Source organism: Ruminococcus sp. OA3, from assembly GCF_022440845.1.
GTDB lineage: Bacteria > Bacillota > Clostridia > Lachnospirales > Lachnospiraceae > Ruminococcus_G.
The window spans coordinates 3,045,196-3,059,591 of record NZ_JAKNTO010000001.1 but is presented as its reverse complement, the minus strand read 5'-3'; the positions used below and the strand labels follow the sequence as shown (position 1 = coordinate 3,059,591).

15 protein-coding genes are annotated in these 14,396 nt (G+C 50.6%); 14 read left to right on the top strand and 1 reads right to left on the bottom strand.

From position 1 onward, the window contains the following. The first annotated feature begins 2 nt into the window (after positions 1 to 2). From MCG98_RS13800 to MCG98_RS13735, 14 genes are read left to right on the top strand one after another with little or no spacing between them, the layout of a single operon-like run. A complete protein-coding gene (locus tag MCG98_RS13800) occupies positions 3 to 1,046 on the top strand; it encodes a cobalt-precorrin 5A hydrolase (protein WP_240302518.1) in 1,044 nt (347 codons plus the stop codon). Then, positions 1,039 to 1,770 carry a precorrin-3B C(17)-methyltransferase gene (gene cobJ / locus MCG98_RS13795; RefSeq protein ID WP_240302517.1) on the top strand — a complete coding sequence of 244 codons (732 nt, stop codon included), beginning with the start codon at positions 1,039 to 1,041 and terminating at the stop codon, positions 1,768 to 1,770. Before MCG98_RS13800 ends, cobJ begins: the two co-directional genes overlap by 8 nt. Further along, positions 1,763 to 3,736, top strand: a complete 1,974-nt coding sequence (gene cobK, locus MCG98_RS13790; RefSeq protein WP_240302516.1) for a precorrin-6A reductase — start codon at positions 1,763 to 1,765, stop codon at positions 3,734 to 3,736. The genes cobJ and cobK overlap by 8 nt, the downstream gene beginning before the upstream one ends. Next, on the top strand, positions 3,733 to 5,094 hold the full coding sequence (locus MCG98_RS13785) for a cobyrinate a,c-diamide synthase (RefSeq protein WP_240302515.1): 1,362 nt from the start codon (positions 3,733 to 3,735) through the stop codon (positions 5,092 to 5,094). Before cobK ends, MCG98_RS13785 begins: the two co-directional genes overlap by 4 nt. Next, entirely contained in the window at positions 5,091 to 6,140 is a 1,050-nt protein-coding gene (gene cobT, locus MCG98_RS13780) for a nicotinate-nucleotide--dimethylbenzimidazole phosphoribosyltransferase (protein WP_240302514.1), read from the top strand. Before MCG98_RS13785 ends, cobT begins: the two co-directional genes overlap by 4 nt. 35 nt (positions 6,141 to 6,175) lie before the next feature. Then, positions 6,176 to 6,718 carry a bifunctional adenosylcobinamide kinase/adenosylcobinamide-phosphate guanylyltransferase gene (locus tag MCG98_RS13775; RefSeq protein ID WP_240302513.1) on the top strand — a complete coding sequence of 181 codons (543 nt, stop codon included), beginning with the start codon at positions 6,176 to 6,178 and terminating at the stop codon, positions 6,716 to 6,718. Continuing rightward, a complete protein-coding gene (locus MCG98_RS13770; RefSeq protein WP_240302512.1) occupies positions 6,702 to 7,478 on the top strand; it encodes an adenosylcobinamide-GDP ribazoletransferase in 777 nt (258 codons plus the stop codon). The genes MCG98_RS13775 and MCG98_RS13770 overlap by 17 nt, the downstream gene beginning before the upstream one ends. Continuing rightward, positions 7,475 to 7,852 (top strand): bifunctional adenosylcobinamide kinase/adenosylcobinamide-phosphate guanylyltransferase, encoded by a 378-nt coding sequence (locus MCG98_RS13765; protein ID WP_240302511.1) that lies wholly within the window; start codon positions 7,475 to 7,477, stop codon positions 7,850 to 7,852. Before MCG98_RS13770 ends, MCG98_RS13765 begins: the two co-directional genes overlap by 4 nt. Further along, entirely contained in the window at positions 7,849 to 8,469 is a 621-nt protein-coding gene (locus tag MCG98_RS13760) for a histidine phosphatase family protein (protein WP_240302510.1), read from the top strand. The genes MCG98_RS13765 and MCG98_RS13760 overlap by 4 nt, the downstream gene beginning before the upstream one ends. Beyond that, positions 8,466 to 9,443, top strand: coding sequence for an adenosylcobinamide-phosphate synthase CbiB (gene cbiB, locus MCG98_RS13755; RefSeq protein WP_240302509.1), 978 nt, complete (start codon positions 8,466 to 8,468; stop codon positions 9,441 to 9,443). The genes MCG98_RS13760 and cbiB overlap by 4 nt, the downstream gene beginning before the upstream one ends. Before the next feature lie 13 nt (positions 9,444 to 9,456). Next, positions 9,457 to 10,482, top strand: coding sequence for a threonine-phosphate decarboxylase CobD (gene cobD / locus MCG98_RS13750; protein ID WP_240302508.1), 1,026 nt, complete (start codon positions 9,457 to 9,459; stop codon positions 10,480 to 10,482). Between the two features lie 16 nt (positions 10,483 to 10,498). Continuing rightward, a complete protein-coding gene (locus MCG98_RS13745; protein ID WP_240302507.1) occupies positions 10,499 to 12,010 on the top strand; it encodes a cobyric acid synthase in 1,512 nt (503 codons plus the stop codon). A gap of 10 nt (positions 12,011 to 12,020) precedes the next feature. Continuing rightward, the gene (locus MCG98_RS13740) at positions 12,021 to 12,662 is read left to right on the top strand and encodes a precorrin-8X methylmutase (RefSeq protein ID WP_240302506.1); all 642 of its coding nucleotides are present in this window, start codon (positions 12,021 to 12,023) and stop codon (positions 12,660 to 12,662) included. A gap of 6 nt (positions 12,663 to 12,668) precedes the next feature. Beyond that, positions 12,669 to 13,538, top strand: coding sequence for an amidohydrolase family protein (locus MCG98_RS13735; RefSeq protein WP_240302505.1), 870 nt, complete (start codon positions 12,669 to 12,671; stop codon positions 13,536 to 13,538). A 58-nt stretch (positions 13,539 to 13,596) separates the two neighbouring features. On the opposite strand, the gene MCG98_RS13730 is transcribed toward MCG98_RS13735, so the two are convergent. Continuing rightward, positions 13,597 to 14,388, bottom strand: coding sequence for a sirohydrochlorin cobaltochelatase (locus MCG98_RS13730; protein ID WP_240302504.1), 792 nt, complete (start codon positions 14,386 to 14,388; stop codon positions 13,597 to 13,599). Between the last annotated feature and the right edge of the window lie 8 nt (positions 14,389 to 14,396).

Sequence of the window (14,396 nt, the reverse complement as noted above, 5' to 3'; positions counted from 1 at the left end):
AAATGGACACAGGAATTATCTGTTTTACGATGAACGGATTTGTCCTTGCGGAGAAGATCGCCCGTCTTCTTGTCAGGCAGGGACATAACGTCTCTGTATTTACAAAGAGCCGTTATCTGAAGGATGTATCTGCACAGCAGGTGAAAGAACCCCTTCAGCAATGGGCAAAGAAGATGTTTGAAACCAGGGAAGCGGTTGTCTTTATTGGTGCCAGCGGCATTGCAGTGCGGGCGATTGCGCCGTGGGTGGAGGACAAAAAATATGATCCGGCTGTCCTTGTGCTGGATGAGCAGGGGGAATTCTGTATTCCACTGCTGTCCGGGCATCTGGGCGGTGCAAACGAGCTTGCCTGCCAGATCAGTGCAGGGCTCGGCGCGACACCGGTACTGACAACCGCGACAGATGTGAATCAGCGGTTTGCAGTTGACGTCTTTGCAAAGAAGAATAAGTTGTATATTTCGAATATGACACTTGCGAAAGAAATTTCAGCGAAACTTTTAAGCGGAGGTTCGATTGGATTTATCAGCGAGCTGCCGGTGGAGGGCGAGCTCCCGGAAGGACTGTATATGGACAGGGAGTCGCTGCCCCTCGGCATCTATGTTGGCGTGCATTACGACCGGCAGCCGTTTGAACAGACGCTGTGGCTGATTCCCAGATGTATAACGGCTGGGATCGGGTGCAGGAAAGGCACACAGCGGGAGCAGATTGAAGAGTTGTTTGAAGAAGTCTGCCAGATCAACGGCATTTTTCATGAGGCAGTTACACAGGTGGCAACCATTGATTTAAAGAAAGAAGAAGAAGGGCTGGCTGCATTCTGCAGAGAGATGGATCTGCCGCTCATTACGTATTCCGCGCAGGAACTGGAGCAGACGGAAGGGGAGTTCTCCCCGTCAGATTTCGTGAAATCCGTGACGGGTGTCGACAACGTGTGTGAGCGCAGCGCAGTCCGCGCAGTGACCAGCGGCAGCCTGATACAGAAAAAAATCAGAAAAAATGGCGTAACCATCGCGTTCGCCATGGAAGAATGGAGAGTTGGATTTGAATAAATTATATGTGGTGGGGATTGGACCCGGAGAGTACGAACAGATGACGATAAAGGCGGCTGAGGCACTTCGCGCCAGCGATACCATTATCGGCTATACGGTATACGTCGATCTGGTGAAACATCATTTTCCGGGCAAGGACTTTAAGACAACGCCGATGACCAGGGAAGTGGAACGATGTGAACTGGCATTTCAGGAAGCAATGAAAGGAAAAACGGTGTCCATGATCTGCAGCGGAGATGCCGGTGTGTATGGGATGTCCGGACTTATGTATGAAGTCGGAGTGAATTATCCGGAAGTTGAGCTGGAGATCATCCCCGGGGTAACAGCTGCGACAGGCGGTGCCGCTGTGCTGGGAGCACCGCTGATCCATGATTTCTGTCTGATCAGCCTGAGTGATCTGCTGACACCGTGGGAGAAGATAGAAAAACGTCTTTTGAATGCCGCGGAGGCTGATTTTGTGATCTGTCTGTACAACCCGTCCAGCAAAAAGAGACATGATTACCTGCAGAAAGCGTGCGACCTGATGATGCGCTTCAAGAAAGAAGACACGGTCTGCGGAATCGTTGGCAATATCGGACGCGACGGGGAAGAGATGAAAGTGATGTCGTTGAAAGAACTCAGGGATACGAGTGTCGATATGTTTACGACGGTATTTATCGGGAATTTACAGACGAAGGAACTGGGCGGGAAAATGGTGACTCCAAGAGGGTATCGGAATGTCTGAAGTCCTGATTTTTGCAGGTACCCTGGAAGGGCGTACCATTGCGGAGTTCTTAAGTGAATATCATATTGAGACATATGTCTGCGTGGCAACACAGTATGGTGAGAGCCTGCTTCCGAAGGGCGGAAGTCTGAGAATTTCCCATGACCGGCTGGATCAGGATCAGATGACAGCACTAATGGTGCGGGAAAACCCCAAAGCAGTCATAGATGCGACACATCCGTACGCGGCAGAAGTGACTGCAAATATCCGCTCTGCATGTGAGGCGTCCGGGAAGTCTTATCTGCGCCTGCTGCGCAGCGGTTTTCAGGTGGATGACAAAGATGTTGTGTATGTGGACAGTATTGCGGATGCCGTTGCCTACCTGCGGACAACACAGGGAAATGTTCTTGCCACGACAGGAAGTAAAGAACTGGCTGAATATACGAAGCTCGAAGATTACCGGGAACGTGTTTATGCGAGAGTACTGTCATTGCCGGAGGTTGCAGCATCGTGTGCACGGCTTGGCTTTGAAGGAAAACATCTGATCTGTATGCAGGGACCTTTTTCGAAAGAACTGAATATCGCAATGCTCAGGCAGCTGGACTGCAGATATCTTGTGACAAAAGAATCCGGAAATACCGGGGGCTTTCTGGAAAAGTATGATGCTGCCCTTCAGACGGGGGCGACACTGGTGCTGATCGGACGTCCGGTCCGTGAAGAGGGAATGACGCTCGCGCAGTGCAGGCATCATCTGAGAGAACTGTTCCATCTGCCGGTGAAGCGAAAGATAACGCTTGTGGGGATTGGAATGGGTTCTGCGGACAATATGACGAAGGAAGCTTATGAAGCGTGCAGGGAAGCCGAGCTGCTGATCGGTGCCAGGCGTATGACACAGGAAATCTCAGAAGCATCACAGGAAGTACTGCATGCATATCGGCCGCAGGAGATTGCGGACTATATTGAGGCACATCCGGAATTTGAAAAGATCGCCATCGCGCTGTCCGGTGATGTAGGTTTTTACAGCGGTGCGAAGAAACTTCTGGAGGTATTGCCGGATGGCTGTGAACTGGTTCCGGGGATATCTTCGATGATTTATTTTCTGGCACAGCTTAAAAAACCCTGGGAAGACGTGACTCCGTGCAGCATGCACGGACGGTCTGCCAATATCATCAGCATGGTGAAAGAATGCCCGAAGGTGTTTGCCATCGTCGGAGATGAGACAGGAATCGGCGGGCTGTGCAGCAGACTGTGTGCTTATGGCCTGGGGAGCGTCAGAGTCTCTGTCGGAGAACGGCTTGCATATCCGGATGAACAGATCCGGACAGGCACGGCGGAGGCATTCTCAGGCTGTAAGACAGATGCACTCAGCGTTGTTCTGATCGAGAATGAGAATGCAGCTGATCATATTGTCACGCATGGAATTCCGGACGGTGAATTCCTGCGAGACAAAGCACCTATGACGAAAGAAGAGATCCGTGATATTTCACTGTCCAAACTCAGGCTGAAAAAAGATTCAGTGATCTATGATGTGGGAGCCGGTACGGGATCTGTATCTGTGGAAATGGCATTGAAAGCCGCTTACGGCCGCGTTTATGCGATTGAAAAAAAACCGGAGGCGGTAGCGCTTCTTTATAGAAATAAAGAGAAGTTTGCGGTGGATCATCTGGAGATCATAGAGGGTCTGGCTCCTGAAGCCTGCGAAAAGCTTCCGGCACCGACACACGCATTTATCGGAGGATCTTCCGGCAACCTGAAAGAGATCATGCAGCAGCTGCTTTCCAAAAATCCGTCTGTGCGAATGGTCATCAACTGCATTACACTTGAGACGGTTGCGGAGGCACTCGATGCAGTCAAAACACTTCCGGTGACGGATGTTGACATCGCATCTGTCAGTATCGGAAAGTCCAAAAGCGTTGGCAGGTATCATATGATGATGGGACAGAATCCTGTCTACGTCATTTCCTGCGAAGGAGGCGAGGCATCATGAAACTTCCCAGATTCCTGATTACGGCGGCGGCAAGCGGGAGTGGAAAGACGCTGATTACCTGCGGGATCCTGCAGCTTTTAAAAAATCGCGGATATCAGGTGACTTCTTTCAAGTGTGGACCGGACTATATCGATCCGATGTTTCACAGCAAGGTCATCGGGATGAAGAGCCGGAATCTGGATCCCTTTTTCGCGGACCGCATAACGCTGCGGGGGCTGATGGAGAAAAATGCACAGGGAAGCGATATCGCAGTGGTGGAAGGCGTGATGGGTTATTACGACGGCCTTGCCGGGATTTCGGCCAGAGGGAGTGCCTGGAACGTAGCGGATGAGACGGATACTCCTGCCGTATTTCTTGTGAACTGCAAGGGGATGAGTCTGTCAGTCATTCCGTATATCAAGGGATTTCTGGAGTATCAGCAGGACAGCCATATCAAGGGTGTGATCCTAAACCAGCTTTCACCCATGATGTATGAGCGTCTGAAGCATCAGATCGAAGAGGAACTTCCTGTAACCGTGTGCGGCTATGTGCCGTATGTAAAAGGCTGTACGCTGGAAAGCCGTCATCTCGGTCTTGTGATGCCGGATGAGATCGGCGATCTCAGACAGAACCTGAATGAGCTGGCAGTGGTTCTTGAGAAAAGTCTCGATGTCAATGCGCTGCTCTCAATTGCAGAGGAAGCTCCGCAGATTTCGGGGAAGGATCTCAGACCGGCACGGAAATTTGCAGAACCGGTCAGAATCGGTCTTGCAGCGGATGAGGCGTTTTGCTTTTTCTATGAAGATAACCTGCAGCTTCTTCGGGAGATGGGCGCCGAGCTCGTCCCGTTTTCTCCGCTTCATGATGAGAAACTGCCGGAAGACATCTGCGGACTGCTTCTGCACGGAGGGTATCCGGAACTTTTTGCGAAAGAGCTTTCCGAGAATAAGAGTATGCGTCTGCAGATACGGGATGCCGTGAAAAATGGCCTTCCGTGTATGGCGGAGTGCGGAGGCTTTATGTATCTGCATGACAGGATGCAGGGTCAGGATGGCAGTTACCATGATATGGCAGGCGTCATAGAGGGAATTGTACATAAAACACCACGTCTACGCAGATTTGGATACATCACGCTGTCAGAGGGGACTGTATTCGGAAAAGATATCGGGACTCTTCGTTCTCACGAATTTCATTACTACGATTCTGAAAACTGCGGGGAAGCATTTTTGGCAGAGAAACCGTTGTCTGACAGAAGCTGGAGGTGCCTGCACAGCACAGATACCATGCTTGCCGGCTATCCCCATATGTATTACTACGGCAATATGAAACTGCCGGAAGTATTTCTTGCAACGTGCATGGAAAGGAAGTACAGAGGATGAATTTAAAAGAAGCACTGTGTGCTGTCGGCACACTTGATAAAACGGCGATGGAAGCTGCCGAAAAGAGGTGGTACAGCATCGCGATTCCGCTCCACAGTCTGGGCAGGCTGCAGGATGCAGTCGTTCAGATGGCGGGAATCAAACAGACATCCGATGTGAGACTGGATAAAAAAGCGCTGGTCGTGATGTGTGCGGACAACGGCGTGGTTGAAGAGGGCGTGACACAGAGCGGTCAGGATGTCACGCTGATCATTTCGGAAAACTTTTTGAAAGAGAAAGCGACTGCCAGCATTATGTGCAAAACAGTGGGGGCAGAAATTTTTCCTGTTGACATTGGAATTGCGGTGGATTCCAGGCTGATCAACCATAAGGTAATGTACGGAACACGCAACATGGCGAAAGAACCGGCCATGACGAGAGAGGAAACCATAAAGGCTGTTGAAGTCGGGATTCATATGGTGGAAGAGCTGAAAGAAAAAGGATATCAGATCATATCAACCGGAGAAATGGGAATCGGAAATACGACGACAAGCAGTGCGATCACATCGGTACTGCTTGGACAGAGCCCCGAAAAAGTAACAGGAAGAGGAGCTGGGCTTTCGAGTGCGGGGCTGGAGAAAAAAATCCAGACGATCCGTCATGCGATCGAACTCCACAGACCGGATGCGGAGGATGTGATTGATGTGCTCTCCAAGGTGGGTGGGCTTGACATCGCGGGTCTTGTCGGTGTCTTCATAGGCGGAGCTGCCTGCAGGGTGCCAATCGTCATCGATGGGTTTATCTCCGGAGTGGCTGCACTCTGCGCCGCACGCCTGGAACCCAGGACGAAAGATTTTATGATGGCGTCCCATCTGTCCCGGGAACCGGCATCTGCCATGGTGCTGGAGGCACTCGGGCTTTCCGGATGTCTGATGTGTGATATGCGTCTGGGTGAAGGTACGGGAGCGGTCACACTGTATCCGATCCTGGATATCGCGCTTGCAGTATATAACGGGATGAGTACGTTTGAAGAGAATTCCATGGAGACCTACGTTCCGCTGTCATGACGGACGTTTACGAAAAAGAAAGGGGGCGGCGTGCGATGCTGCATTTGATCACGGGAGGAAGCGGCAGCGGCAAGTCTGTATACGCGGAAAACTGTATCCTGAAGCTGGGTCTTAAGGAGCGCATCTATATCGCCACCATGTACCCTTTTGATGAGGAGAGCCACCGGCGGATCGCGCGTCACCGCGAGATGAGGAAGGAAAAGAACTTTCAGACGATAGAATGTTTTACAGGACTCAAATCCCTTGAACTTCCTCCGGACAGCAACGTGCTGCTGGAGTGTATGTCCAACCTGACGGCAAATGAGATCTATCAGCAGGATGGAGCCGGAGAGCATACGGTGCGTGAAATACTGGAGGGGGTCAGGCATCTGAGAGATCACTGTGCAAACCTTGTGATTGTGTCAAATGAGATCTTTTCAGACGGCATGGATTACGATGCGGAGACGATGCGTTACCAGAGGTATCTTGGAGACATCAATTGTCAGATCGCTGCATGGGCAGACTGCGTGACGGAAGTTGTCTATGGAATACCAATTACGATAAAAGGAGAGTCACTGCAATATGAAACGACTGATTAACAGCTTTATCATAGCATTTTCCATGTATTCGAAGATTCCGATGCCGCGCTGTGACTGGAGTGAGAAAAATATGGCGTATGCCATGTGCTTCTGGCCTTGGGTGGGTGCTGTTATCGGCGGCCTGTGCTGGCTGTGGGGAGTGATCGGCCTTCATGCATCCATGAACCCGGTCTTTTTTACGGTTATATTGCTTCTGATCTCAGTGTTTGTCACCGGGGGTATCCATCTGGACGGGCTTCTGGATACGGCGGATGCGATGAGCTCTTACCAGGAGAGGGAACGCAGGCTGGAAATACTGAAGGATTCACATGCGGGTGCCTTCGCGGTGATCACGTGTGTGGTATATTTTGCTCTGATGTTCGGTATTTACAGCCAGATGAACATGGAGGCGCTGAAAGTCATAGCACCGGGTTTTATGCTGTCACGCTCCATGAGTGCGCTGGCGATCGTAACTTTTCCGAAAGCCAGAAAAGACGGATCGGTCGCAACACTGTCCAGAGGTGCACGCACGAGGAGAGTGCGGTTCACAATGGCAGTTTACATCCTCGTACTTGCAGGCGTCCTGCTCTGGATCGATCTGATTCTGGGGACGGCGGCGCTTGCCGGTGCAGTACTTGTATACGGGTATTATCATCATATGGCGATGAAACATTTCGGAGGTACAACAGGAGATCTGGCGGGCTGGTTTTTATCAGTCTGTGAACTGGTGATGCCGCTGGCAGTTGTGGCGGTACAGATTGTGATGGGAGCACGGTTATGAAGTTGGTTATAGGTGGAACTTTTCAGGGAAAACTGTCATATGCAAAAGAACACTATCAGGTTTCGGAATGGGTGGATGGAAACACCTGCGATTTTGAGGAATTATATTCATGCCAGGGTATGAATCATTTTCACGAATATATCCGCAGGATGCTGGTCAACGGGCAGGAGGTCAGTTGCCTCCCAGCAAGGATACAGTCTGAGAATCCGGAGGTTGTGATCATTACGAACGAACTGGGGTATGGAGTTGTACCTGTTGACGCATTTGACCGGAATTACCGGGAAGCGACGGGGCGTGTCTGTACGCAGCTTGCCGAGTCGGCTGATGAGGTCTGCCGGGTGGTATGCGGGATCGGGCAGGTGATCAAGGGATGAGACTGTATCTGATTCGGCACAGTATCACGTATGGAAATACCCTGGGGCGTTATATCGGAACGACGGATGAACCGCTCTGCCAGGAGGGGATTGAACTGCTTCAGAAAAAAATATACCCTGGAGCGGATGCAGTCTATGCAAGTCCGCTGAAACGCTGCACGCAGACAGCAGAGATCATTTATCCTGAGAAACCGATTCATATCATCGAGGATCTGGCGGAATGCGACTTCGGAATATTCGAAAATAAAAACTATCTGGAGCTCGACGGAAATGAAGACTATCAGCGCTGGATTGACAGCGGAGGAACACTGCCGTTTCCCTGCGGAGAAAGTCAGGAGACATTTCGAAGCCGCTGTCTTCGGGGATTTGAACGTGTTGCGGCTGACTGTATCCGTGAGGAGAAGAGATCGGCGGCGCTGGTTGTTCATGGGGGCACGATCATGTCGATTCTGGACGGGCTTGCAGTGCCTCATGAAGACTTCTATTTCTGGCAGGTAAAAAATGCCAGGGGATATGAAATCGAGCTGGATGAGCAGCAGTGGAATAAAGGGAAAAGAGAGGTGAGCGTCTGCGGCAAACTAAAAGTGCTGACGGCAGACGCACTAAAACAACTATGATTAAATGGACATTGGCGGCCGTTATCATCGGCTTTCTCATAGATCTTGCCGTGGGAGATCCACGGTGGCTTTATCATCCGGTCCGGGTGATCGGAAATATGATCACGTTGTTTGAAAAAGTACTGCGGAAATGCTTTCCCAATAGCCAGACGGGGGAGAGGGCTGCGGGCGTGATACTGGTGATACTTACGGTTACGGTTTCGACTGCTGTTCCGTTTTTTATCCTGAGTCTTGCCTTTAGAATCCATGAATGGCTGGGATTTGTGCTGGAGACGCTGATGTGCTATCAGCTTCTTGCAACGCGGGCACTGAAAGATGAAAGTATGAAAGTCTACGATGCACTGAAGACAGGAGATATTGAGGAGTCCCGCTATGCCGTTTCCATGATTGTTGGAAGAGATACGAAAGAGCTGACAAAAGAGGGTGTGACCAAAGCGACTGTTGAGACCGTTGCGGAAAATGCATCGGACGGCGTGATCGCTCCTCTTTTCTATATGATGATCGGCGGGGCGGTTCTGGGATTTACATACAAATCCATCAATACGATGGACTCCATGGTGGGATATAAAAATGAACGGTACCGGTATTTCGGCACGTGTGCGGCTCTGCTTGACGATGTTGTAAACTTCATTCCCGCACGTCTGTCGGGACTTTTGATGGTGGTGGCCTCGGCTGTCTTTGGATTTGACGGCAGGCAGGCATTTCGGATTTTTAAACGGGACCGCAGAAATCACGCAAGTCCGAACTCTGCACAGACGGAGGCGGTCATGGCGGGGGCGTTGAATATTCAGCTGGCAGGAAATGCATGTTATTTTGGCAAACTGTATGAAAAACCGACAATCGGGGATGCCGTGCGTCCCGTGGAGATCGAGGATATCAAAAAGGCAAACCGTCTGCTGTACAGCACGGCGGTATTGTCTGTGATCGTATTCGGACTGATCCGGCTCGCCTGGATGCAGGCATTTATTATTTGAGGAGGGGCATGCTATGAAACAGATACATGGAGGAGACGTATACCGTCATCCGGATGCACTGGATTTTTCGTCCAATATCAATCCTCTGGGTACTCCGAAAGCTGTAATTGCAGCAGCAGCAGAAAGCCTCGAAAAGCTGGAACATTATCCGGATGTTTTTTATACAGAACTCAGGGAAGCGATTGCCTCTTATGAAGAGGTTGTACAGGAGTCTGTGATCTGCGGCAATGGGGCAGCGGAACTGATCTTCTCGCTGGTGCGTGCAGTGAATCCGAAAAAAGCAATGCTGCCGGCGCCAACATTTGCGGAGTACAGGCAGGCGTTGGAGGCGGTGGACTGCGGAATCTGTACATACTTCATGGAAGATTTCCGGGTGGGAGAAGATATTCTGGAAAAGCTGGATGAAAATCTTGATATGCTGTTTCTGTGTAATCCGAATAATCCTACTGGATTTCTGATTGAGCCGCAGCTTATGTGCTGTATTATGGAAAAATGCCGCAGATGCGGTATCTTCCTGATGATCGATGAATGCTTTCTGGATTTTGCAGAGCACGGCGAAGCGTATACCATGAAAGGTGAGCTGTCAAAAAACCCGGAATTTTTTATATTGAAAGCATTTACGAAACGGTATGCGATGGCGGGGATTCGTCTTGGCTACGGTTTGAGCGGCAGCCCGGGACTGCTGGAAAAGATGGAGAGGATGACGCAGCCGTGGAATGTCTCCATACCGGCACAGGCGGCAGGCTGTGCGGCGCTGAAAGAAAAGGAATACGTAAGGCAGGCGCAGCGGCTGGTAAATGAGCAGCGGGAATTTCTGAAGCGCGAGATGGGAAAGCTTCCGCTTTCGGTTTACGACTCGAAGGCAAATTATATATTTTTTAAGGGACCGGTGGATTTATATGAGCGATGTCTGGAAAAGGGAATCCTGATTCGTGACTGCAGTAACTATCCGGGGCTTGAGAGTGGTTTTTTCCGGATCGCAGTTCGGATGCCGGAGGAAAATGAACGATTACTGTCAGTGCTTGGCGAAGTGCTGTAGACAAGGAGGAAAAGACATGGCAAAGGCGATTATGGTGCAGGGCACGATGTCGAATGCGGGGAAAAGCCTGCTGACAGCAGGATTGTGCCGTATTTTTAAACAGGACGGATACCGGGTGGCGCCGTTTAAATCACAGAATATGGCACTGAATTCTTTTATCACCGAGGAAGGCCTGGAGATGGGGCGTGCACAGGTCATGCAGGCGGAGGCTGCGGGAATCAGGCCCTCCGTTCTGATGAACCCGATTCTGCTGAAACCTACGAATGAAACAGGATCACAGGTGATTGTAAACGGAGAGGTAATCGGGAATATGAATGCCCGCGATTATTTTGCATATAAGCACGAACTTGTTCCGAGAGTGATGGAGGCATTTGAGACACTTGCCTCTGAAAATGATATCATCGTGATCGAGGGGGCGGGGAGCCCGGCGGAGATCAATCTGAAGGATGACGACATCGTTAATATGGGAATGGCCAGGAGGGCCGGGGCTCCGGTGCTGCTCGTGGGTGACATTGACCGGGGCGGTGTGTTTGCGCAGCTGATCGGGACAACCATACTGCTCGATGAGGAGGAACGTTCCATGGTTAAGGGATTGATCGTCAATAAGTTCCGTGGGGATAAGACAATCCTGGAGCCGGGGCTTGCCATGCTGGAAGAGAAAGCAGGTATTCCGGTTGTCGGGGTTGCGCCGTATCTCAATATTGAAGTGGAAGACGAAGACAGCCTGACGGAACGGTTTGATGGAAATCAGGAGGTCGGTGTGATCGACATTGCAGTGATCCGGGTTCCGAGGATTTCTAACTTTACGGATTTTAACCCGTTTGAGAGCATGCCGGGCGTTTCCCTGCGTTATGTTCAGCATGTTTCGGAGCTGAAGAAACCGGATATGATCATCCTTCCGGGAACGAAAAATACGATGGAAGATCTTCTCTGGATGCGTCAGTCCGGGATGGAAGCGCTGGTGCTTAAGGCAGCGGCTACGGGGACCGTGATTTTCGGGGTCTGTGGCGGTTATCAGATGCTGGGTGAGAGCCTGAGTGATCCGAACGGCGTGGAGGCGGGCGGTTCCATGAAAGGCATGGGGCTGCTTCCGATGGATACGGTGTTCGAGGAAGAAAAGACGAGAACGCGTGTGACCGGAACGTTTGGCACTGTCAAAGGTGCCCTGCAGAAGCTAAGCGGTACCGAGCTTGCGGGATATGAGATCCATATGGGAATCTCAACGTTGAAGGACGGTGCACATCCGATGACGGATATCGAAGATTTTGTTGAACGCGACGGCGTGAAAAGGGACGGAGCGTATGCGGGAAATGTATATGGAACGTATGTACACGGAGTGTTTGACAAAGAGGGCGTTGCACGTGCGGTTGTCACAGCCCTGGGAGAGAAAAAAGGAATCGATACCTCTGATATTACCGGTGTGGATTTCCAGGAATTCAAGGAGACACAGTATGATATTCTTGCAGAGGCGCTGCGGGAACACCTCGATATGAAAAAAATTTATGATATTTTAGAGCAGGGATTGTGAGGTAGAGACGATGAAGATTGAATTGGAAAATGTAAAACCGAGAGAAATAGAGAGCCGCAGCTTCGAGATCATCACGGAGGAGCTTGGCAGCAGAGTATTTGTAAAGGATCAGGAACTGATCATCAAGAGATGCATCCACACGAGTGCAGATTTCGATTATGCAGATAATCTCTGCTTCTCGGAGGATGCAGCTTTGAAGGCCATGGAAGCCATCAAAGCGGGAGCATGTATCGTGACAGATACACAGATGGCGAAATCGGGGATTAATAAACGGGTACTGGCGAGGTACGGCGGAGAAGTCTTTTGTTTTATGTCGGATGAAGATGTCGCCGAGGTCGCAAAAAAGAACGGAACGACAAGAGCCACAGCCAGCATGGAAAAGGCAGCTGCCATGGACCGTCCGCTGATCTTTGCCATCGGAAATGCACCCACCGCACTGGTACGCCTGTATGAGCTGATCGAAGAAGGCGTTTTGAAACCGGAGCTGATCATCGGAGTTCCGGTCGGCTTTGTAAATGTGGTACAGTCCAAGGAACTCATCATGCAGACAGATGTGCCGTATATCGTAGCGCGCGGCAGAAAAGGCGGAAGTAATATTGCTGCCTGCATTGTGAATGCACTGCTGTATATGATTGACGATAACAGGGAGTGATGTTATATGCGGTGTGACTGTCATGTACATGTGTTTATGGACGGGCTGGATTACCGAAAGGCGGCCGGCCGGCACAGAGACGGCGTGGATGAATCGGTGATACGCAGTCATCTGGGAGAATATCAGAAACATCATATTACATATTTGAGAGACGGCGGCGATGCACTTTTCGTATCGCTGCGGGCCAGGGCGATCGCTCCGGAGTATGGCATCACTTACCGTACTCCGGTTTTTGCCATTCACAAAAACGGTCATTACGGGAGCATCGTCGGCAGAGGGTTTGATACGATGGAAGAGTATGCCCAGCTGGTGCGGGAAGTCCGAAGGCTTGGAGGAGATTTTATCAAGATCATGACGACCGGGATCATGGATTTTACCTGTGCAGGCAAGATTACGGGTGAAGCGCTTTCGTATGCCGATGTGAAAGAGATGGTGCATATTGCCCACGAGGAAGGATTTGCAGTCATGGCACACACGAACAGCGCCGATGCGGTGCGCACGGCTGCGCTGTGCGGTGTGGATTCCATTGAACATGGGAATTATCAGGATGAGGACAGTATCGCGGCGATGGCGGACAGCGGGACTGTCTGGGTACCGACGCTTGTGACGGTCCGTAATCTTCTGGGGAAAGGGCGCTTTACAGACGAAGTCCTCCATCAGATCGCCGATACGCAGACGCGAGGGGTGCAAATGGCCTTGGAGAAAGGCGTGCAGCTGGCAACGGGCACCGATGCGGGGGCATGGATGGTGATGCATGGTACATCGCTGGACCAGGAGTATGCGTCGTTCTATAAGATTCTGGGTGAGACGGAGGATGTGAAGCGAAAGCTTGGGGAAGGGAATCAGGACATTTTTGAAAAGTTTAAAATCAGTTAAAAACAGGCAGATTGTTTCCGGGATATCCAGAAAACAATCTGCCTGTTACTCTTCATGTTCAGCCGATCACTGTGCGGATATGATCCACAAACAGAGAACGGATCTCAGGGTACTCACCCAACCCTTTCAATATGCATTCCACCTCAAAGCCGGCGTCTTTGAACTGTGTGAACCAGGAATCCTCCTCATCACTTGCCATGTCATTTGTGGCATGGTCACCGGCGACGATCATGAACGGTGCCAGAATGACTTTTGATGCCCTGGTTTTTCTGACGGCCTTAAGCAGGGAATCCATGGTTGGATATGCCTCGACAGTTCCAAGGAATATATTCGGGAAGCCCTCATCCTGGAACTTGAAGTTTAATGCCGCATATATGGCATTGGAAAAATGTGTAGTGCCGTGCCCCATCAGTACGAGAGCTTCGTGATCCTCACGAAGATGGGAAAAATGCGCTGCGATGGTATGCACTACATGATGATTATCCTCCTCGGTTGTGAGCAGCGGATTGCCGAAGGTGATGGATGAGAAGGAAGACTGATACATCAGTGCATCTTCTGTCATCAATTCATTTTCGATACCGTTGATCACGTGAGTCGGCTGAACGATGACATCTGTAATACCGTCATCACGCATTTTCTCCATTGCTTCTCTGACATTCAGAATCTTGATTCCGTCACGTTTTAGCAGCTTTGCCATGATCATTTTACTGGTCCAGGCGCGGTAAATCAGATAGTCAGGAAAAGCGTCTGCAATTTCTTTTTCAATAGCGTCAATTGTTTTTTCTCTCGTCTCGGCAAAACTGGTACCAAAGCTGACAACCAGAATTGCTTTTTTGGATGCGTCCGGCATGGGGCGTT

Bases quoted from the DNA above. Each gene is read 5' to 3' on its own strand.
- MCG98_RS13785 (WP_240302515.1), top strand. From the start codon at position 3,733: ATGAAACTTCCCAGATTCCTGATTACGGCGGCGGCAAGCGGGAGTGGA.
- MCG98_RS13775 (WP_240302513.1), top strand. From the start codon at position 6,176: ATGCTGCATTTGATCACGGGAGGAAGCGGCAGCGGCAAGTCTGTATAC.
- MCG98_RS13730 (WP_240302504.1), bottom strand. From the start codon at position 14,388: ATGCCGGACGCATCCAAAAAAGCAATTCTGGTTGTCAGCTTTGGTACC.
- MCG98_RS13765 (WP_240302511.1), top strand. From the start codon at position 7,475: ATGAAGTTGGTTATAGGTGGAACTTTTCAGGGAAAACTGTCATATGCA.
- MCG98_RS13760 (WP_240302510.1), top strand. From the start codon at position 7,849: ATGAGACTGTATCTGATTCGGCACAGTATCACGTATGGAAATACCCTG.
- MCG98_RS13735 (WP_240302505.1), top strand. From the start codon at position 12,669: ATGCGGTGTGACTGTCATGTACATGTGTTTATGGACGGGCTGGATTAC.
- MCG98_RS13740 (WP_240302506.1), top strand. From the start codon at position 12,021: ATGAAGATTGAATTGGAAAATGTAAAACCGAGAGAAATAGAGAGCCGC.
- cobD (WP_240302508.1), top strand. From the start codon at position 9,457: ATGAAACAGATACATGGAGGAGACGTATACCGTCATCCGGATGCACTG.
- cbiB (WP_240302509.1), top strand. From the start codon at position 8,466: ATGATTAAATGGACATTGGCGGCCGTTATCATCGGCTTTCTCATAGAT.
- MCG98_RS13800 (WP_240302518.1), top strand. From the start codon at position 3: ATGGACACAGGAATTATCTGTTTTACGATGAACGGATTTGTCCTTGCG.
- MCG98_RS13745 (WP_240302507.1), top strand. From the start codon at position 10,499: ATGGCAAAGGCGATTATGGTGCAGGGCACGATGTCGAATGCGGGGAAA.
- cobT (WP_240302514.1), top strand. From the start codon at position 5,091: ATGAATTTAAAAGAAGCACTGTGTGCTGTCGGCACACTTGATAAAACG.
- MCG98_RS13770 (WP_240302512.1), top strand. From the start codon at position 6,702: ATGAAACGACTGATTAACAGCTTTATCATAGCATTTTCCATGTATTCG.
- cobK (WP_240302516.1), top strand. From the start codon at position 1,763: ATGTCTGAAGTCCTGATTTTTGCAGGTACCCTGGAAGGGCGTACCATT.